Here is a 20,189-nt window from a genome sequence, read left to right on the forward strand (position 1 = left end):
CATTCCGGTATGTAAATTTTGTGTAAATTTAAATACAATACCTTATTACTCTGATAACTCAATGAGGTATTAAAAGTGTATTTACAATAACCAAATCGTACTATTATGAATGAAAAACAAGAAGAACCAAATAAAGTTCCTGAAAACGTTGAAAACCCAAAGCCAGTAAGACAAAGAACCACAAAACCCACAGCTAAAAAAGAAACTCCTTCCGAACAGAAAACTGCAAGGCAGAGAGCTACAAAACCGGCAGCTACAAGAGTAACTCCTGATAAACCTAAAACTGTCAGACAAAGAGCAACAAAGACTACGGCTGCTACTACAACACCGGAAGAACCGAAAACCGTCAGACAAAAAAAAACCGTAACTGCTGAAAATCCGGAAAAAAAGGACTTACCAGACATGAATCCGGATCAGACCGTAAAAAATGAAACTGTCGCTACGCCGAAACCGAAAGAAGTAACTGCCACAAATACCGCAGAAGTTTCTAAAACTAAAAAGAAGAAAAAAAAGGCTAAGGATAAAAAGAAAGAAAAAGAGAAAAAGGCAAAGGCGAAACTCAAGGAGAAAAAAAAGTTAGCCAAAGCCAAGAAGGCAAAAAAAGAAAAAGCTAAAAAAGCAAAAGAAAAAGCAAAACTCAAAGAGAAAAAAGCTAAGGCAAAAGCTAAAAAAGCGAAGAGCAAGAAAAAGAAAAAGAATAAAAAGAAATAATTTCTGCTATTTTAGTCCTAAAAAAAAGTCCCTGCATGAGGGACTTTTTTATACAATATTTTTATTGTAATCTTATTTTTTAGCTAAAGAAGCACTCATTTCCATAGAAATTGCTGAACGTTCCATTTTTAACTTACCAGCCATGGTTTCCACAACTACAGTAGTTTCAGCTAATTCTGCTACTCTGCCGTGAAGACCGCTTTTAGTAATGATTTTATCACCTACTTTTAAACTGGCTTCAAATTCTTTTTCCTGTTTTGCTCTCTTTTGTTGTGGTCTGATCATAAAGAAATAAATAACCACAAACATTAAAATAAACGGTGCAAACTGACTTAACTGACCCATAACTTAGTCTTCTTTTTTAATTTATTAATAATATTACATTAAACCGCGACCGGCTTTAATCATTTTTTTACTGGACTCTAATTCTTTAACCAGATTATCTAAAATTCCATTGATAAAAATACTACTTTTAGGAGTAGAATATTCTTTGGCTAATTCTAAATATTCGTTCAGTGTTACTTTTACAGGGATGGATGGAAATTTCAAAAATTCGCAAATAGCCATTTTTAAAATAATAGTGTCTACCTCAGCAATTCTTTCACTGTCCCAATTAGGAGTTTTATCTTCAAACTCTTTAGCTAATGCAGCTTCATTTAAAACTGTTTTTCGAAACAAATCTTTAGCAAAATCCCTGTCTTCATTGTCTTTGTACAATTTTGGCACTTTAAAATTATCGTTTTCGACAGGTTTCATGGCTTTCAATTGTTTGATAATTTGCGTATTCACCATTGGAATATCATCAATCCAGGTTAATTTATCATCTTCTAAGAACTCGTATAATTTCTCATTTGGAACAATGACTTCTGTAAACAAATCAACAATCAACTGTCGGTCTTCTTCAAAAGAACGAGTTGGATTACTCATATATTTTTGGTAATAAGAACTTTCTTTTATAGCTGCCAATAATAAGGCTATATAATCCTCATGTAAATGCCAGGCATCAATTTTTCTGGTTTCTAAAGCAATACTTAAAGAATTGTTTTCGGCAAGGATTTCGAAAATACTGTTCTTAATAAACTTTTCATTGGGATTACGTTCGGCTGCGGTAGCTAAATGTTTTTGGCTGGATAAATGCAGAAACTGAGCTTCTTTTTTACATATTTCCAACAAAGAAGAAATCATTGTAAGGTATAAATCCTGAATATTATCGATACTGTAAAAAAGGAATTTTTCTTCCTTTTCCAGGTTATCAGAGCCGTTTTGATGCATCGCATAAATGGTTTGCATAACTTTAACGCGAATGTGTCTTCTATTTACCACCTTGTAAGAACTTTATAAAATTAGGCTGCAAAAATAAGGATTTCCTTTTTTAAAATAAAATTTAAAGCTATAAAAAGCAGAAGAAACATAACACTGATTTGTGTTTTTATTCCTCTTTTTTAACTTTCATTAATGAAACGTTAAATCCAACTTAACAGCAAACAGATTGCTAACAATTATTACTTTTAAAGTTTATCTTTGTTTTTTTAAATACAGCCTAGCCCAGAAATGAAAGAATTACTCTATCTCAATAAATATTTCATTAAATACAAATACCGTTTTATTTTAGGAATTGTATTTACGATTGTCGCTCAGATATTTTCTCTTTTTACTCCTAAATTAATCAGTAAATCTTTTGCTGCTATTGAAAATTTCGCAAAAGACAAATCAGTTCCTAATTCGGTTATTCAGGATGAGTTAGTAAATAATATTCTGCTCATTATCGCTACTACTATCATTGCGGGATTTTTAACTTTCCTGATGCGTCAAACTTTGATTGTAATGTCGCGTCATGTTGAATTTGACCTTAAAAATGAAGTATTCAGACAATATGAAAACCTGTCTCAGAATTTCTACAAAAAGAACCGCACCGGAGATTTAATGAACCGGATAAGTGAAGATGTTTCTAAAGTTAGAATGTATGTGGGGCCGGCCGTAATGTACACCATTAATACCGTGATTCGGTTTGCAATTGTGATTATTTTCATGTACAGAGTATCGCCGTTACTAACTTTATATACTATTTTACCTTTACCGATATTGTCGTATGCTATTTTTAAATTAAGCACTGAAATTAATATCCGAAGTACTACTTTTCAACAATATCTTTCTAAAGTTTCGAGTTTTACACAGGAAATATTTTCGGGAGTTCGTGTCATAAAAGCTTATTCGCTGGAAAACCAGCACCAGAACAATATGGTTGATTTAGCCTTAGAAAGCAAAAGTAAAAGTTTGGATTTAGCTAAAGTACAATCGTTATTTGGCCCATTGATGTTGGCTCTGATTGGAATCAGTAACCTTGTTGTGATTTATTTTGGCGGATTAATGTACATTAACGGAAGTATCGAGAGCATTGGAACCATTGCCGAATTTATTCTTTATGTAAACATGCTGACCTGGCCAGTTGCATCCTTAGGCTGGGTTTCCTCAATGGTTCAGGAAGCCGAAGCTTCTCAGAAAAGACTCAACGAGTTTTTAAAAATAAAACCTGAAATAAAAAATAACAATCCTGAACAATCAACTATTGCAGGAGCCATAGCATTCGAAAATGTTAGTTTTACTTATGAAGACACTCACATTACAGCACTTCATAACGTTTCATTTACGGTAAATAAGGGAGAAACACTTGCTATTCTTGGAAAAACCGGCTCCGGAAAATCAACCATACTTTCGTTAATTTCCAGAATGTACGATGTAAGCGATGGTGCTATAATAATAGATAAACAGGAAATCAGTAAACTTAACTTGTTTGATCTGCGTAACAGCATTGGTATTGTACCTCAGGATGCCTTTTTATTTTCTGACAGTATTAAAAACAATATAAAATTTGGTAAAGAAGATGCCCAGATTGAAGAAGTTATGGCTGCTGCCAAAAATGCTGTAGTTCATGACAACATTATGGGATTCAACAAACAATATGATACCATTTTAGGAGAAAGAGGAATTACACTTTCGGGCGGACAAAAACAACGGGTTTCTTTAGCCAGAGCCATTATAAAAAACCCTCCAATCTTATTGTTTGATGACTGCTTATCAGCTGTTGATACAGAGACCGAAGAAACTATTTTAAACAATTTAAATGCTATTTGTAAAGACAAGACAACAATCATTGTCAGCCACAGAGTTTCCTCAGCCAAAAATGCTGATAAGATTATTATCCTTGAAGACGGAAGAATTATTCAACAAGGTTCTCATAACCAGTTAATAAATGAGGAAGGCTATTATGCATCGTTATATTTAAAACAACTTTCTGAAAAAGAATTACTTTAAATCTTGCTTAATACATATATTTTTATCATTTTTGGTTTCAATTAACAACCATATTATTGTATAGAACGGATTATGAGAGAAAATGACATGTTAGAAAAAGAAGAAATCTTTTCTAAAGTTTTACGTGCAGGAAGAAGAACTTATTTCTTTGATGTGAGAGCTACAAAAGCGGATGATTATTACATTACCATTACCGAAAGCAAAAAATTCACTGAAGAAGACGGTTCTTTTCATTTTAAAAAACACAAAATATATTTGTACAAAGAGGATTTTGCCGCTTTTTCAGAAATACTTGAAGAAATGACTTCTTATGTTTTAAACCACAAAGGAGAAGAAGTAATCTCTGAAAGACATCAGAAAGATTTTAAGAAAGAATACGCTACTGAAAGAGTAAGTACAGAAAGTTCAGTTACAGGAATATCAAATTTTACCGATATTGATTTTGATGACATTTAATTGTTTCAAACAAAACAGGTTAAAACAATATTTTAAGTCCAAAAATCGGTTCGGTTTTTGGACTTTTTTTTTATTAATTTTTAAACAAGTAAACTATGACTTTAACAGCAATCGACTGGCAGGAAACTACTAATAAATATTTAACTGAATACAGTGAGTTAATAGTCCCATGGCTTTTAACAAGTGGGGTGAAAATAATTTTTATTCTCATTGCTGCTTTTATACTGAACAAAGTACTCAACCGTTTTATTGAAAAAGCAGTCCGTATAGCTATCAGATCAGACAGATATTCGTCTAAAGAAGCAGAAGAAAAAAGAGAAAACACCTTAATTCAGATTTTCACAACTACTTCAAAAATTGCTATTTTATGCATTATTCTTCTAATGATATTGGGAGAGTTTGGCATCGAAATAGGACCTATTTTAGCTGCGGCAGGAATTGTAGGTCTGGCTTTTGGTTTTGGTGGACAATACCTTATCCGGGATATCATTTCCGGATTATTCATTATCCTTGAAAACCAGTATCGCGTGGGGGATGTTGTCAATTTTGATATTGCTGCGGGAGCTGTAGAACAAATTAGTTTAAGAAAAACAACTTTACGGGATCTTGACGGAACGGTACATCATATCCCCCATGGCGAAATTAAAAAAGTCTCCAACCTTTCTACTGAATACTCAAGAATTAATTTAAACATTGGAGTTTCTTACAATTGTGATATTGAAAATGTTATTGCCGTAATCAACAAAATTGGTAATGAGCTCGCTACCGATAAAGAATTAGGCAGATTTATCATAAAGGCGCCTCAGTTTTTAAGAGTGGATGAATTTGCTGATTCTTCAATTATCATCAAAATTTTAGGAGAGACACAGCCCAGCAAACAATGGGATGTAACGGGGGAACTCAGAAAGAGAATCAAAATCACTTTTGATAAAGAAGGCATCGAAATTCCTTTCCCGCAATTAGTGGTTCATAATGCTGTTGAAGCAACCGATAAAAAATTAACTGAGACAACTTCATAATTTATTTATTTTTCAAGAAACTAACTTCTAAAAAAAGCAATATGACAACTCCAATTGTATCCGTAGAATGGCTTAAAGAAAATCTTCAAGATCCTGAATTAATTATTCTGGATGCGGTGCTGGACACACCGCCACATGATTTACAAATTACTGGTGCCCGCAGCTTTGATATCAAAAATAAATTCAGTGATACTTCAAATCCATTACCTAATACATTGCCAAAGCCCGAAGCATTTGCCGCAGAAGCACAAAAATTAGGCATAAATAAAAACAGTAAAATTGTAGTGTATGATACCAAAGGAATCTACTCAAGCCCCAGAGCCTGGTATTTATTTAAAAGTATGGGACATGAAAACGTCTGGGTTCTTGACGGTGGATTTCCCGCCTGGACACAAGCAAAATTGCCAACAGAAAAAGTAGTTGAAAAAAGTTATCAGAAAGGAAACTTTGAAGCCCGTTTTAATCCTGAAATGTTCAAAAACAAAACCCAGCTTTTAGAAAACATCAGTTCAAAAGAAGCAGTTGTTATCGACGCACGTTCTTCTGATCGTTTTCACGCAGAGACTGAAGAACCCAGAGAAGGCTTAAGAAGCGGACATATTCCCGGAGCTGTAAATCTTCCTTTTTCTAAAGTCTTAAAAGACGAGCAATTTTTATCAAAGGAAGAACTGGAACAAATTTTACCAGTCCAGAATCAGCCCTTATATTTTTCCTGTGGATCCGGTATCACGGCCTGTATTGATTTAATCGCCTACGAACTGGTTGCTCCTGAAACACCGAAAGCAGTATATGACGGCTCGTGGACAGAATGGGGTCAGGATCATGATTTACCGATAGAAAAGTAAAAATTTACTCTTAATATAAAGTTAGCCGTAAATGAGATATGCATTCAATATCTTCATTTACGGCTTTTTTTCGACAGCACAAATAATCATCCTATCCGTAAACCATTTTCAACAGGAAAATCGGGAGCCAGTAGAACCACATCCCCTTCGTTACCTACAGCACCTAAAACCAGACATTCACTCCTAAATTTACCGATTTGTTTTTTAGGAAAATTGATAACGGCAACAATTTGACGATTCAATAGTTGTTCTTTAGTATATCTCTTAGTAATCTGAGCCGAAGTTTTTCTGATTCCAATAATTTTTCCAAAATCAACAATCAATTGAAGTGCTGGTTTTCGGGCTTCGGGAAAATCATTAACCGCTATAATTGTACCAACATGCATAGCGACTTTCTCAAATTCAGACCAACTTAAATTGTTCTCCATATTTTTAATCTTTTTAATTCAAAAACTTTTGCCATTTATATAGACGCAATTTTAGTAACTTTAAACTCTAAAACAAAAAAAAATGGCACGCACTCCGTCAAACATGCTGAAATTAGGAACTACCGCTCCTGAATTTTATTTAAAAGACACTACTTATAACAAAAAATGGTTCACTTTTGCTGATTTAAAAGGAGAAAAAGGTACACTGGTGTTTTTTATATGCAATCACTGCCCTTTTGTTCATCATGTAATTGAAGAAGTCGTCAGAATAGCCAATGATTACAGAGTTCAGGGAATCGGAATCATTGCTATTTCAAGTAACGATGTAGTAAATTATCCGCAGGATAGTCCTGAATTGATGACCGAATTTGCATTCGAAAACAACTTCGAGTTTCCTTATTTATTTGACATAACACAGGAAGTTGCCAAAGCTTATGACGCAGCCTGTACACCTGATTTTTATTTATTTGATAATCAAAACAAATTAGTATATCGCGGTCAACTGGATGATAGCCGTCCAGGAAATGGAATTCCGTTAAGTGGAAGCGATTTGCGTGGTGCAATTGATGGAATTTTGTACAACCGTAGCATCAATCCGGATCAAAAACCAAGTATCGGCTGTAATATTAAATGGAAAACAGTTTAGAAGAATTTAGAATTTAGAATAAAAGAGTTTAGACACAAAAAAAGCGATTTTCAAATTGAAAATCGCTTTTTTATATCATCAATACTGCAATCTAAATCTGCAGTCTGAGATTTAAAATCTAAAATTACTTAACGTCCATTAATTCAACGTCAAAAATCAAAGTAGCATTTGGCGGAATTACTCCTCCAGCTCCTCGGGAACCGTATCCTAAATGAGACGGAATTACAAAACGGGCTTTATCTCCTACCTGTAACAAAGCAATACCTTCATCCCATCCTTCAATTACATTTCCTTGACCTAAAGGAAATTCGATTGGTTTTTTACGCGGATAAGAACTGTCAAAAACTTTTCCGTCAGGAAGTTGTCCTGTATAATGTACAGAAACTGTTTTTCCGTTTTCAGCTTTTTTTCCTTCACCTCTCTGAATAAACTGGTAACGCAATCCGCTTTCTGTTTTCTCAAATCCGGCAGCTAATTTTTCCATTGCTTCTTCAGCAGCTGCTTTCTCTGCTTCTAAACGTTTTTTTCTGTTTCCTTCAAAAACTCTAAACGCTTCAACAGCATTCCATTTTTGAGCTTCTTCACCTACTCTTATAATCTCTAAAGTTTCTAAAGCATCTCCCTGAGCTACCGCATCAACTACATCCTGACCTTCTATAACATGACCAAAAACAGTATGTTTTCCGTCTAACCAGGAAGTAGGTACATGTGTAATGTAAAATTGAGAGCCATTAGTACCCGGACCTGCATTGGCCATAGCCAAAACACCCGGACGATCGTGTTTCAAACTTGGATGAAACTCATCATCAAACTTATACCCCGGATCTCCTGTTCCTGAACCAAGAGGACAACCTCCCTGAATCATAAAATCAGGAATTACTCTGTGAAAAGTTAATCCGTCATAATATTTTGTTCCTTGCGGTTTTACTTTATTTTCTAAGTTTCCTTCAGCTAATGCTACAAAGTTACCAACAGTTCCTGGAGTTAAATCATGTGTTAATTTTACTAAAACACTCCCTTTAGAGGTATTGAATTTAGCGTATATTCCGTTTTCCATTCTTTTAAATTTTTTATTGAAGCCGCAAATTTACAAATTAATTTTTTATCCATTGATGCTTTCTAATGCTTTCCGTCCGGATTTATAAGTCAATCCATAAACCGTAAAAGCCAAAACAGATAACAACAAACAGCCTGAAGTAACGGCAAGCCACCCACCAAGTTCCCACAAAAACAATCCATAAGCAGATCCTGCGGCTGTACCTAAAAAACTAAAGGACATAAAAACCGTATTCATTCTGTTTCTGGCTTCAGGTACAATAGAATAAACTCTGGTCTGATTAGAAATATGAACTCCCTGTAATCCGATATCGATAAATACAATACCAATAATAATCCCTGTAATATTCGTTGAAGAAAAATAAAAAATCATAAAACTCAAAGCAATCAGTAAACAACCATAACCTACCGCAATTCTTGAATTTCCTTTATCCCCTAACTTTCCTACCAGCGGAGCAGCTAAAGCTCCCGAAGCACCAACAATACCAAAAAGACCAATAGTAGCACTATTAAACGAAAAAGGTTCAGCCGAAAGCAATAAAACCATGGTGGTCCAGAAAGCACCAAACTGAGCAAAAGAAAATACATTGATTAAAGTAGCTTCTCGCAACAAAGGCTGTTCTTTTATTAAGCTAAAAAGAGAAGTTATTAACTGCCCGTAAGTTCCTTTAAAATCAGGTTTATTATATGGGAACTGTTTTTGAATAATAAAAAACAACAACAAACATAAACCGGAAGCAATCCAGAACATAGCACGCCAGCCCCAAACTTCTCCAATAAATCCGCTCAATGTTCGCGAAAGCAAAATCCCTACCAATAAGCCACTCATAATAGTTCCCACTACTTTTCCTCTTTGTTCCGGTTCGCTCAGGGAAGCTGCCAAAGGCAAAATAAGCTGTGGCACAATCGAAGTGATTCCTATTAAAAGAGAAGCCAGTTCTAAAATAAAAAAACTCTGCGCTGTTGCAGCAATGATCAAAGCAACTACTGTAGCAAAAGTAGTGGCCAATATTTGGGTTTTTCGTTCTATTTTATCACCTAATGGCACCATAAAAAATAAACCAATAGCATAACCCGCCTGAGTTAAATAAGTAATGGTTCCTGCATCGGCATCCGGAATATTAAATTCATTAGCAATAAGAACAATTAAAGGCTGACAATAATATAAATTAGCCACGATTAGTCCTGTGGCTATCGCCATAAAAAGGACATTTTTTTGAGATAAATTCATTTTGCAAAAATACTAACATAAATTAAAATGCATTTTAAAAAACTTATTTAGCTTCTAAAAAAGCAATCAGTGGTTTCACAAACAAATTAAAACTCTCTATGTGAGGCATGTGACCAATATTTGGAATTTCGACTAATTTAGAACCTGTTATTTTTTGTTGCGTAGCTTTACCTAAATGCTCATACAATCCCATTGTTTTTCTGACCTCTTCACTCACTAATGGTTTCCCTAAAGCTGTTCTGTCTCTTGTTCCTATAATTAATAAAGTAGGACATTTTATATTTTGAAATTCATAAACTACTGGCTGAGTGAAAATCATATCATAAGTCAGCGCTGCATTCCAGGCATATCTTTTAAAATCAGGATTCAACGTCCAGCCTGCCAATAAGTTTACCCATTCATTATATTCCGGTTTCCATTTGCCGTCATAATAACTTTCCATCTGATATTTTTTTATTTTTTCGTAAGACTGATTCAGTTCATTTTTATACCACCAGTCAATATTTTTATAAGGCACTTTTAATTTCCAGTCTTCTAAACCTATTGGATTTTCCAGAATCAGCTTTTCTACCATTTTAGGATACATCAAAGTAAAACGGGTGGCCAGCATTCCTCCCATGGAATGCCCTAAAACTGCTGTTTTCTGAATCTTTAAAGTATCCAGAATACGTTTGGTATTTTCGGCTAATTGCTGAAAAGTATACTGAAAACGTAAAGGCTTATCTGATTTACCAAAACCAATCTGATCCGGAACAATGACCCTGAAACCCTGCTTTGTTAAAGCTGCAATTGTAGTTTTCCAATAGGCTCCATTAAAATTTTTACCATGCAGCAACATTATGTTTTTACCATTATAATTAGCCGGTTTAACATCCATATATCCCATTTGTAACTGCTGTTGCTGAACAGAAAAACGGATAAAATGTACAGGGTACGGATAAGTATAATTCTTTAAATTAATATCTAATTCTTTTAATTGGTCTTGTTGTGCAAACGAAAATAAAGCGACTAAAAACAACAGAAGGCTAAATTTATATTTCATCTTTTTCATTTTAAATTATTTTTATTTGGGAAAAGTAAATTTAGTTATAAAGAATTGCACAAGGAAACTATTTATAAAACTTTACAATTTCTTTGACTTTATATTAAAAAAAGCAGTTCATCCATGTTAAAATTCATTATTGCAGAATGTACTTCTAAAAACAGTTTCAAATTGTATCTTTGCCGCCTAACTATTTGGAAGATTTACCATGCGAATTGATATTATTACTGTTTTACCTGAATTATTACGCAGTCCCTTTGAGGGTTCTATTATGAAACGCGCCATTGACAAAGGTCTGGTAGAAGTTCACATTCATAATTTAAGAGATTATACCACAAACAGACAAAAAAGTGTGGACGATTATCCCTATGGCGGAGGAGCAGGAATGGTGATGACTGTACAACCTATTGACGATTGTATTACACATTTAAAAGGTCAGCGAACTTATGATGAAATCATATATATGTCTCCGGATGGCGAAACGTTAAATCAAAAAATGGCTAACACCATGTCCATGTACGAAAACATAATTATTTTATGCGGACATTATAAAGGAGTAGATCAAAGAGTTCGCGATCATTTCATTACAAAGGAAATATCGATTGGTGATTATGTTTTAAGCGGTGGTGAACTGGGTGCTTTAGTTTTATCAGATGCTTTAATCCGATTAATCCCGGGAGTTTTAAGCGATGAAACCTCTGCATTGACTGATAGTTTTCAGGATGGTTTACTATCAGGACCTATTTACACCAGACCTGCCGACTATAAAGGTTGGAAAGTTCCTGAAGTTCTAACCAGCGGAAACTTTGCTAAAATAGACAAATGGAATGAAGACATGGCCTACGAACACACTAAAAATCGTCGTCCAGATTTATTGGAAGAATAGAAAATAGAATAAAGAAACAAGAGAAAAGATAGTGACTTCATCTGTATTGGTCTTTTTTTATTTTGCCTCTTTCTTCTTGGTTCTTTCTTCTCTTTAAAAAAAAGCAATTTATAATTCATAATTCATAATTATTTTTTTTACTTTTGCACCCACATTTAATTAACCTCTGGCGATACCCGTGAATGTTGATTAGATTTTTAAACCATAATTAGCAATTAAAATGGCAAATTTAGTAGATTTCGTTAATAGCGAATTTGTTACAAAAAAAGATTTCCCTGAATTCGGAGCTGGAGACACAATCACAGTTTACTACGAAATTAAAGAGGGTGAAAAAACAAGAACTCAGTTCTTTAAAGGAGTGGTAATTCAAAGAAGAGGTACTGGAACTACTGAAACTTTTACAATTCGTAAAATGTCAGGTTCAGTAGGTGTAGAGCGTATCTTCCCTATCAACTTACCAGCTTTACAAAAAATTGAAATCAACAAGAAAGGTGCTGTACGTAGAGCTAGAATTTTCTACTTCAGAGAACTTACTGGTAAAAAAGCTAAAATTAAAGACAAAAGAAGATAATTTATTATCTCTTTACAATAAAAGTCTCGTCTCGTTAACTATAACAGACGGGATTTTTTTTTGACTATGCCTTAACACTATCATCATTTTTAAAGAAAGAGATATTCTTTTAAAAAAATAACATTTTACAGCCTTGTCGTTAGTTATCCCATAATTCGGGTATTTCTATAACAAACGGGACTGTATTTTAGTCTGATTTACATATCTTTGCACCGCTTTATTCAAAGCAAACAATACATTTCACATTCTTTACTAAAGAATTACGATTATAAAATTAAAAAAATGACACAAAAATCAAAGATTGTTTACACATTAACTGACGAAGCACCTTTGTTAGCTACTTATTCGTTTTTACCTATCGTTGAAGCTTTTACTGCTACTGCAGGGATCGAAATTGAAACAGAAGACATTTCAGTTGCCGCTCGTATTCTTGCTAATTTTCCTGAGTTTTTAACTGAGGAGCAAAGAGTAAAAGACTCATTGGCTGAATTAGGAAAACTAGCTACTGCTCCAGAAGCAAACATTATCAAATTACCAAACGTTTCTGCATCTGTTCCTCAATTAAAAGGAGCTATTGCTGAATTACAAGCACACGGATATGCGGTTCCTAACTACCCGGAGGCTCCACAAAACGATGCTGATGCAGCAATAAAAGCAAAATATGCTAAAATATTAGGTTCAGCTGTAAACCCGGTTTTACGTGAAGGAAACTCTGACCGTAGAGCACCGAAAGCTGTAAAAAACTACGCTAAAGCAAACCCACATTCAATGGGAGCCTGGTCTGCTGATTCAAAAACAGCAGTTGCCTCTATGGAAAGTGGTGATTTCTACGGAAGCGAGCAATCACTTACGGTAGCTGATGCTACTGATGTAAAAATCGAATTTGTTGGACAAGACGGAACAACTACTGTTCTTAAAGCAAGTACTCCGCTTAAAGCAGGTGAAATTATTGACAGTTCCGTAATGCACTTAAACGCTTTAAAATCTTTTGTTGCTAAAACAATTGCTGAAGCTAAAGCTCAGGGAGTTTTACTTTCTGTTCACCTGAAAGCGACTATGATGAAGGTTTCTGACCCTATCATCTTTGGTGCTATCGTTGAAGTATATTTCAAAGATGTATTTGAAAAATACGCTGCTTTATTTACTGAATTAGGAGTAAGCACTAAAAATGGTTTAGGTGATGTCTATGCTAAAATTGCAGGTAATGCACAAGAAACTGAAGTAAAAGCCGCTATCGATCAGGCAATTGCAAACGGACCAGCTCTTGCTATGGTAAACTCTGATAAAGGAATTACTAACCTTCATGTACCATCAGATGTAATTGTAGATGCTTCTATGCCGGCAATGATTCGTACTTCCGGACAAATGTGGAACAAAGAAGGAAAACCACAAGATACTATCGCTATTATCCCAGACCGTTCTTATGCCGGAGTTTATACAGCTACAATTGATTTCTGTAAAAAACACGGTGCTTTTGACCCAACTACAATGGGAAGTGTTCCAAACGTAGGTCTGATGGCTCAAAAAGCAGAAGAATATGGTTCTCATGATAAAACATTCCAAATGTCTGCTAACGGAGTTGTTCGTGTTGTTGATACAAACGGAACTGTTTTAATGGAACAAGCTGTTGAAGCAAATGATATTTTCAGAATGTGCCAGGCTAAGGATGCTCCTATCCAAGACTGGGTAAAACTGGCTGTAAACAGAGCACGTTTATCTGATACTCCTGCCGTATTCTGGTTAGATGAAAACAGAGCTCACGACAGACAATTAATCGAAAAAGTAAACACTTACTTGAAAGATTACGATACAACCGGATTAGACATTCGTATCTTAAATCCAATTGCTGCAACTCAATTCACATTAGAAAGAATTATTAAAGGTTTAGATACTATTTCTGTAACCGGAAATGTATTACGTGATTACCTTACTGATTTATTCCCTATTTTAGAAGTTGGTACTTCTGCTAAAATGTTATCTATCGTTCCATTAATGAACGGTGGAGGATTGTTCGAAACGGGTGCAGGTGGATCAGCTCCTAAACACGTGGAGCAATTTACTCAAGAAGGTTACTTACGTTGGGATTCCTTAGGAGAATTTTTAGCTTTAGGTGCATCTTTGGAACATTTAGGACAAAGTTTAAACAATGAAAAAGCAATTGTTCTTTCTGAAACTTTAGATCAGGCTAACGATGCTTTCTTGCAAAACGATAAATCTCCGGCTAGAAAAGTAGGCCAAATTGACAACCGTGGTTCTCACTTTTATTTAGCTTTATACTGGGCTCAGGCTTTAGCTGCTCAGGATAAAGATGCTGATTTAAAAGCTATCTTTACCCCTATTGCTAAAGAATTGACTGAAAACGAAGCTAAAATTGATGCTGAGTTAATTGGTGCTCAGGGTAAAGCGCAGGAAATTGGAGGTTACTACCAGCCAAACCCTGCTTTAGTAAGTAAAGCAATGCGTCCAAGCGCAACTTTAAACACTATTTTAGATAAAATTGCTGCTTTAAAAACTGCTTAAGTATCTTATTTTATAAATATTAAAAAGACAACTCGACAGGGTTGTCTTTTTTTTTGCTTTTTTATCTATAAATAAACGAACATTCATTTATAATCTATATTTTTGCTGTGACAAATAATAAAGATGAGAACCAGAGACACCAATAAAGAGGAAATTGTAAAACAAAAAGCCATAGCACTTCTAGTTGAAAAAGGGATTGAAGGTTTTAGCATGAACCGTCTGGCAAAGGAAAGTAACATTTCGGTAGCTACTTTATACATATATTATTCCGACAAAGAGGAATTGATAAAAAAAATAGGCATCGAAATTGGAAAAGAATTCTTTGCTGAAATGTCTAAAGATTTTTCACCATCAATGCCTTTTAAAGAAGGATTATACAAACAATGGGAAAACAGAAGTCGTTTTACGCAAGAAAAACCACTTGAAGTAAATTGCTGGGAAGTATTGACTCATTCCAGTTACGGTGAAACCATTTTAAATGAAAGTCTGACTGAATTTAAAATTACAATGGGAGATTTTTTTAACAATGCCATACAAAGAAAAGAACTTATACCTACTATTTCTAAAGAAGTATTCTGGAGTATTGCCTATGGTCCATTATATTCCTTACTCCGATTTGAAAGAGACGGTAAAAATTTTGGCGGAGGCCCCTTTAAACTCAATAAAAAAATTACAGACGAAGCATTTCAGTTCGTGATAAAAGCATTAACGCCCTAAACTAAAAACTTATGGAAACGAATAGCAACATTTTGATTTTTGCAACTAACATTAAAACAGAGAAAGACAAAAAGCTGGTAAGCCCCGTATTGAATTCACATCCCAAAATTGAAAAATGGAATATTGATTTAGAAGATATCGATTCGGTTTTACGCATTGAGACTAAAACTCTGAATACAGAGGACATCATAAAAATAATAGCTGAACAGGATTATAAATGCACTGAATTAAGCGAATAATGAAAAACAAAGAATCCAAAGTAATTCCTTTTACTTCTTATCAAAAATTTGCTGTTTTTATTTTAGCAAATACCCAATTTACAGTTATTCTGGATTTTATGGTTATGTCGCCATTGGGAGATATACTAATGAAAAGCATGCAGCTTAAACCTTCTCACTTTGGAGTTATTGAGTCTATTTCAATGGCAATTGTAACTGATTTGTTTTCAATGCAGCAACGCGGTCGTGTCATGAGTACAATATAAACATAAATTAACAGTTGTTCAATTGCTATTCTTTTACAAATAATAGACATTTGTATCACAAACTCTCTCTAATGATTTCAAAAAAAAACAGTTATCTTTTTATCCTTCTTCTCATCAGCTTCTCTGTTTTTTCGCAGAGCAAATTTACCCTGAGCGGAATTGTTACAGATCTTAAAAACAACGAAACCCTGATTGGTGTGAATATTTATTTCCCTGATTTAAAAACAGGAACAACCACTAATGAATATGGATTTTATTCGATAAGTATCCCGCAGGGAAACCATAATCTAACTATTAGTTACATTGGGTATCAAAGTATTGAAAAAAATATTTCACTGACTCAGAGTACCAAAATGAACTGGGAACTTACTGAAAACGGAGAATTACTGAATGAAGTTATCATTACCGATAATCAGGGAAAAGCCAATACCAGAACTCCGGAAATGAGCGTTAACAGATTGTCAATTTCGGCTATAAAAAAAATGCCTGTTGTTCTTGGAGAAGTCGATGTAATAAAATCCATTTTACTTTTACCCGGAGTTACTAATGCAGGTGAAGGTGCCTCAGGATTTAATGTGCGTGGCGGCGGTGCTGACCAGAATCTGATTCTGCTTGATGAAGCTACCATTTATAATTCTTCACATGTTTTTGGATTCTTCTCCGTATTTAATCCTGATGCTATTAAGGATTTAAAATTGTATAAAGGCGGAATTTCTGCACGTTTTGGGGGGAGAGCTTCTTCGGTTTTAGATATTTATCAAAAAGAAGGAAACAGCAATGATTTTCATATGAATGGAGGAATCGGATTGATTTCGAGCCGTATTCTTGCCGAAGGACCTCTTGTAAAAGATCGTGGTTCATTTTTAATTGGCGGAAGAGCTTCTTATGCGCATTTATTCCTAAAACTTTCTCCTGAACAAAAAGACAATTCCGCTTATTTTTATGATTTAAACACCAAGCTGAGTTATAAGATTAACGACAATAACAACCTCTATTTATCAGGATATTTTGGTCGTGACGTTTTTGCTATTAACAAAACTTTCAGTAATACCTACGGAAATACAACTTTAAATTTACGCTGGAATCACTTGTTTTCAGATAAATTATTTTCAAACCTATCTCTTATCTACAGTGATTATTATTACGGACTGGACTTAGACTTTGTAGGTTTCACCTGGGATTCTGGAATTAAAAATTACAATATCAAATATGATTTTAAGAATTACATTTCTGATAATTTTAAATTAAGTTATGGTGCCAATGCCATTTATTACAACTTTAATCCCGGAACCATTAAACCATCAGATATTGATTCCGGAATTAATCCCGATCAGTTAGACCGAAAATATGCTTTTGAACCCTCTCTTTATATAGAAGCAGAAAACAAACTGACTAAAAAAATCGCTGTTAACTATGGATTGCGCTACAGCATGTTTTACCGCTTAGGAAATTCCACTATTAATTTATATGAAAATGATAATCCGGTAGTTTTTAATTCTGATTTTCAGATTTATGAAAAAGCTATTCCCACAGGCAGCAAATATTATGGTAAAAATAAAACTATAAAAAGCTTCAACAATTTTGAGCCGAGATTTTCTATTTCTTATCAGTTAAAAGAAAACCAGGCCATTAAAGCCAGCTACAACCGCATGGTACAATACCTGCAATTAGTTTCTAACACCTCTTCTCCTACTCCTTTGGACGTTTGGATGCCGAGTGATACATATATCAAACCGCAAATTGCTGATCAGCTTGCACTGGGGTATTTTAAAAACATTCGCGACGGCGATTATTCTGTTGAAATAGAAAGTTTTTACAAGAAAATCCAAAACCGGATGGATTATATTGATGGTGCCGATTTGATTGCCAATGATGCTATAGAGCAAGTCGTTCTGAATGGACGGATGCGTGCGTATGGTTTAGAAATGATGTTCAAAAAAAATGCAGGCCGGTTAAACGGATGGATTTCATATACTTTATCCAAGTCTGAACAACAAACACCGGGAAGAACACCTGAAGAAATAGGTATTAATTATGGTAAATGGTATAATTCTGCTTATGATAAAACACATAATTTAGCCATCACTGCTGCTTATCAGCTGAATAAAAAATGGGATTTTGGAGCTAATTTTATGCTGCAATCCGGACAACCCGTTACGTATCCGGACAGTAAATACAGCTATGGAGATGTTTTTGTCCCAAGTTACGGCTTGCGAAATGGAAATCGTCTCCCTGTTTACCATCATCTGGACCTTTCAGCAACTTTAACCCCTTCAAAAAACAATAACCGAAACTGGAAAGGCGAATGGGTTTTTAGTATTTACAATATATACAACCGCCAAAATGCGGCTTCCATCGCTTTCAGACAAAATACAGATACTGCAATGAATGAAGCGGTAAAGACTTCTATTTTTGGTATTGTACCGGCTGTAACTTATAATTTTAAATTCTAAGGTTAATAAAAAAACATCATGAAAAAAATACTCTTCCCTTTTCTAATTTTAATCAGTTTGCTAAGCAGCTGCGAAGAAGTAGTGGATTTAAAATTAGACACAGCAGCTCCTAAATTAGTAATTGATGCTTCAATTGTATGGGCAAAAGGCAGTAGCGGAAATGCTCAAAAAATCAAACTTACTACCACCACCGGATATTATGATACCGAAGTTCCCATTGTAACAGGAGCAAATGTTTCAATAACTAACAGTCAGAATACTACTTTTATTTTTGAAGAAATTCCGGAAACCGGAGAATATGCCTGTACCAGTTTTATTCCTAAAATAGGAGAAACTTATACACTCACTATCATAAATAATGGCGAAACATATACAGGATCGGAAGTATTTCAGTCGCTGGCTCCAATTAACCGGATTGAACAAAACAATGAAGGCGGATTCACCGGAAAAGACATTGAAATAAAAACCTATTTTACTGATCCTGCCAATGAAGATAATTATTATCTCTACAAATACATTTATTCTAATGAAGCTACAGTTGATTATAACGTTGATGAAGATAAATTTTTTCAGGGCAACGAATTTTTCAGCCGTTCCCAAAAAGATGATTTAAAAGCAGGAGATGAGATCGAATTAACACATTTTGGTATTTCTAAGCAATATTACAATTACATGAATATCTTAATTGGGATTATTGGAGGAAATTCAGGAGGTCCTTTTCAGACACCTCCGGCAACAGTAAGAGGAAATATCAAAAACATAACGAATCCTGAAAATTATCCTTTGGGTTATTTTTACTTAGGCGAAGCTGATTTACGCAGATTTGTAATTCAGTAACAGGTTTTAATCTAAAAGCAAAATGCAATTGGCTAAAGCCAAAAGCAATTGATTCACACCAATAAAATTATAATAACAACAAATACTTTTTTACCGCTGATTACACAGATTTTCAACAATTAATCTGTATAAAGCTTATAAGCTGTGGCAAAAAAATTAGTTATATTTGTTCACTCATAAATTTAAATCTACATTCTTTTGTCATCACACCATATTGTTCGCGACGATCAGGAACCGGCTTTAATTATTGCCAATGGCGCTTCCTGCAGCCCTGAACTTTTAGGTCAGTTACTGGAATGGTCGCCGCTGGTAATTGTATTAGATTCAGCCATTGACAGGGTAATGGAACTCGACATAAAAATTGATGTTTTATTGGGGGATTTCGATAGGGATTTTGACCCTGACCATTACAAAGAAAAACAATATCCGCTGGAAATTGTACATACTCCGGACCAGGATAAGACCGACTTAGAAAAAGCTTTCGATTATTTGTATGAAAAAAACTTTTCGGCTGTTAATGTAGTTTGGGCAACAGGAAAACGTACTGATCACACCATTACAAATCTAACTAATATTGTACGCTATCGTGACAAACTAAAAATCGTCATATTAGACGATCATTCTAAAGTGTTTTTATTACCCCGTAAATTCGAAAAATGGTATACAGCCAATACACCTATTTCATTAATCCCCATAGGTCATGTAAGCGGAATTTATTCTGAAAATTTATTCTATCCGCTTAAAGGAGACAGTCTCACTATTGGTTACCGAACCGGAAGCAGCAATCATGTGGCTCAGGATGGTTTAGTAATGATAGAACACCAACAAGGCGATTTGTTATTAATGGAATGTACGGATTAATACACAGAGAAAACTTTTTTATTTACCTTAAATTCAGATTGCAAAAATTTAACAGCTAATTCATTCTAAAATAACACTTTGGAAAGCGAAAACAAATTTGAAAATTGTACCTTT

The 20,189-nt window shown here is 34.4% G+C and carries 20 protein-coding genes and 1 pseudogene; 15 read left to right on the forward strand and 6 right to left on the reverse strand.

Translation table 11 applies throughout. The features are described from left to right. Nucleotides 1–105: 105 nt before the first annotated feature. A complete protein-coding gene (locus ABS764_RS14590) occupies nt 106–711 on the forward strand; it encodes a hypothetical protein (RefSeq protein WP_408082527.1) in 606 nt (201 codons plus the stop codon). A 72-nt stretch (nt 712–783) separates the two neighbouring features. Here ABS764_RS14590 and yajC read toward each other — a convergent pair whose 3' ends face one another. Continuing rightward, nucleotides 784–1,056, reverse strand: coding sequence for a preprotein translocase subunit YajC (yajC, locus tag ABS764_RS14595; RefSeq protein ID WP_408082528.1), 273 nt, complete (start codon nt 1,054–1,056; stop codon nt 784–786). A gap of 33 nt (nt 1,057–1,089) precedes the next feature. Then, nucleotides 1,090–2,001 (reverse strand): transcription antitermination factor NusB, encoded by a 912-nt coding sequence (gene nusB / locus ABS764_RS14600; RefSeq protein WP_408082529.1) that lies wholly within the window; start codon nt 1,999–2,001, stop codon nt 1,090–1,092. A gap of 261 nt (nt 2,002–2,262) precedes the next feature. On the opposite strand from nusB, the gene ABS764_RS14605 reads away from it, so the two are divergent. The 4 genes from ABS764_RS14605 to ABS764_RS14620 all read left to right on the forward strand — a co-directional run bounded on the left by ABS764_RS14605 (nt 2,263) and on the right by ABS764_RS14620 (nt 6,343). Beyond that, nucleotides 2,263–4,023, forward strand: coding sequence for an ABC transporter ATP-binding protein (locus tag ABS764_RS14605; protein WP_408082530.1), 1,761 nt, complete (start codon nt 2,263–2,265; stop codon nt 4,021–4,023). A gap of 72 nt (nt 4,024–4,095) precedes the next feature. Further along, entirely contained in the window at nt 4,096–4,479 is a 384-nt protein-coding gene (locus tag ABS764_RS14610) for a PUR family DNA/RNA-binding protein (protein WP_408082531.1), read from the forward strand. A 95-nt stretch (nt 4,480–4,574) separates the two neighbouring features. Then, nucleotides 4,575–5,498: a mechanosensitive ion channel family protein gene (locus ABS764_RS14615; protein ID WP_408082532.1), complete on the forward strand. Its 924-nt coding sequence runs from the start codon at nt 4,575–4,577 to the stop codon at nt 5,496–5,498. Nucleotides 5,499–5,539: 41 nt separating this feature from the next. Next, the gene (locus ABS764_RS14620; RefSeq protein WP_408082533.1) at nt 5,540–6,343 is read left to right on the forward strand and encodes a sulfurtransferase; all 804 of its coding nucleotides are present in this window, start codon (nt 5,540–5,542) and stop codon (nt 6,341–6,343) included. Between the two features lie 86 nt (nt 6,344–6,429). Here the strand turns inward: ABS764_RS14620 and ABS764_RS14625 are convergent, their stop codons facing one another. Further along, nucleotides 6,430–6,771, reverse strand: coding sequence for a tRNA-binding protein (locus tag ABS764_RS14625; RefSeq protein ID WP_408082534.1), 342 nt, complete (start codon nt 6,769–6,771; stop codon nt 6,430–6,432). A gap of 82 nt (nt 6,772–6,853) precedes the next feature. On the opposite strand from ABS764_RS14625, the gene ABS764_RS14630 reads away from it, so the two are divergent. Then, nucleotides 6,854–7,417, forward strand: a complete 564-nt coding sequence (locus ABS764_RS14630) for a thioredoxin family protein (RefSeq protein WP_408082535.1) — start codon at nt 6,854–6,856, stop codon at nt 7,415–7,417. Between the two features lie 124 nt (nt 7,418–7,541). Here ABS764_RS14630 and ABS764_RS14635 read toward each other — a convergent pair whose 3' ends face one another. The 3 genes from ABS764_RS14635 to ABS764_RS14645 form a co-directional block, all read right to left on the reverse strand. Continuing rightward, nucleotides 7,542–8,474 carry a peptidylprolyl isomerase gene (locus ABS764_RS14635; protein WP_408082536.1) on the reverse strand — a complete coding sequence of 311 codons (933 nt, stop codon included), beginning with the start codon at nt 8,472–8,474 and terminating at the stop codon, nt 7,542–7,544. Between the two features lie 45 nt (nt 8,475–8,519). Then, nucleotides 8,520–9,674 carry an MFS transporter gene (locus ABS764_RS14640; protein WP_408082537.1) on the reverse strand — a complete coding sequence of 385 codons (1,155 nt, stop codon included), beginning with the start codon at nt 9,672–9,674 and terminating at the stop codon, nt 8,520–8,522. A 73-nt stretch (nt 9,675–9,747) separates the two neighbouring features. Next, a complete protein-coding gene (locus tag ABS764_RS14645; RefSeq protein ID WP_408082538.1) occupies nt 9,748–10,755 on the reverse strand; it encodes an alpha/beta fold hydrolase in 1,008 nt (335 codons plus the stop codon). Between the two features lie 199 nt (nt 10,756–10,954). Here ABS764_RS14645 and trmD point away from each other — a divergent pair, with 199 nt between their 5' ends. The 9 genes and pseudogenes from trmD (at nt 10,955) to ABS764_RS14690 (ending at nt 20,075) form a co-directional block, all read left to right on the forward strand. Beyond that, complete coding sequence (gene trmD, locus ABS764_RS14650) at nt 10,955–11,632, forward strand: tRNA (guanosine(37)-N1)-methyltransferase TrmD (RefSeq protein WP_408082539.1); 678 nt, start codon at nt 10,955–10,957, stop codon at nt 11,630–11,632. Between the two features lie 220 nt (nt 11,633–11,852). Next, nucleotides 11,853–12,203, forward strand: coding sequence for a 50S ribosomal protein L19 (gene rplS, locus ABS764_RS14655; RefSeq protein ID WP_408082540.1), 351 nt, complete (start codon nt 11,853–11,855; stop codon nt 12,201–12,203). Between the two features lie 282 nt (nt 12,204–12,485). Beyond that, complete coding sequence (locus ABS764_RS14660) at nt 12,486–14,723, forward strand: NADP-dependent isocitrate dehydrogenase (RefSeq protein ID WP_408082541.1); 2,238 nt, start codon at nt 12,486–12,488, stop codon at nt 14,721–14,723. A 123-nt stretch (nt 14,724–14,846) separates the two neighbouring features. Next, nucleotides 14,847–15,440: a TetR/AcrR family transcriptional regulator gene (locus ABS764_RS14665; protein ID WP_408082542.1), complete on the forward strand. Its 594-nt coding sequence runs from the start codon at nt 14,847–14,849 to the stop codon at nt 15,438–15,440. 11 nt (nt 15,441–15,451) lie between these two features. Continuing rightward, nucleotides 15,452–15,679, forward strand: a complete 228-nt coding sequence (locus ABS764_RS14670) for a hypothetical protein (RefSeq protein ID WP_408082543.1) — start codon at nt 15,452–15,454, stop codon at nt 15,677–15,679. Further along, nucleotides 15,679–15,912: pseudogene (locus ABS764_RS14675) on the forward strand (hypothetical protein); the annotation flags it as partial. The gene ABS764_RS14670 and the pseudogene ABS764_RS14675, both read left to right, overlap by 1 nt. 83 nt (nt 15,913–15,995) lie before the next feature. After that, nucleotides 15,996–18,377: a TonB-dependent receptor gene (locus tag ABS764_RS14680; protein ID WP_408082544.1), complete on the forward strand. Its 2,382-nt coding sequence runs from the start codon at nt 15,996–15,998 to the stop codon at nt 18,375–18,377. A gap of 18 nt (nt 18,378–18,395) precedes the next feature. Next, complete coding sequence (locus tag ABS764_RS14685) at nt 18,396–19,214, forward strand: DUF4249 domain-containing protein (RefSeq protein ID WP_408082545.1); 819 nt, start codon at nt 18,396–18,398, stop codon at nt 19,212–19,214. A gap of 198 nt (nt 19,215–19,412) precedes the next feature. Then, nucleotides 19,413–20,075: a thiamine diphosphokinase gene (locus tag ABS764_RS14690; RefSeq protein ID WP_408082546.1), complete on the forward strand. Its 663-nt coding sequence runs from the start codon at nt 19,413–19,415 to the stop codon at nt 20,073–20,075. Nucleotides 20,076–20,189 lie beyond the last annotated feature (114 nt).

It is taken from the genome of Flavobacterium plantiphilum, from assembly GCF_046000495.1.
GTDB classification, from domain to species: Bacteria; Bacteroidota; Bacteroidia; order Flavobacteriales; family Flavobacteriaceae; genus Flavobacterium; species Flavobacterium plantiphilum.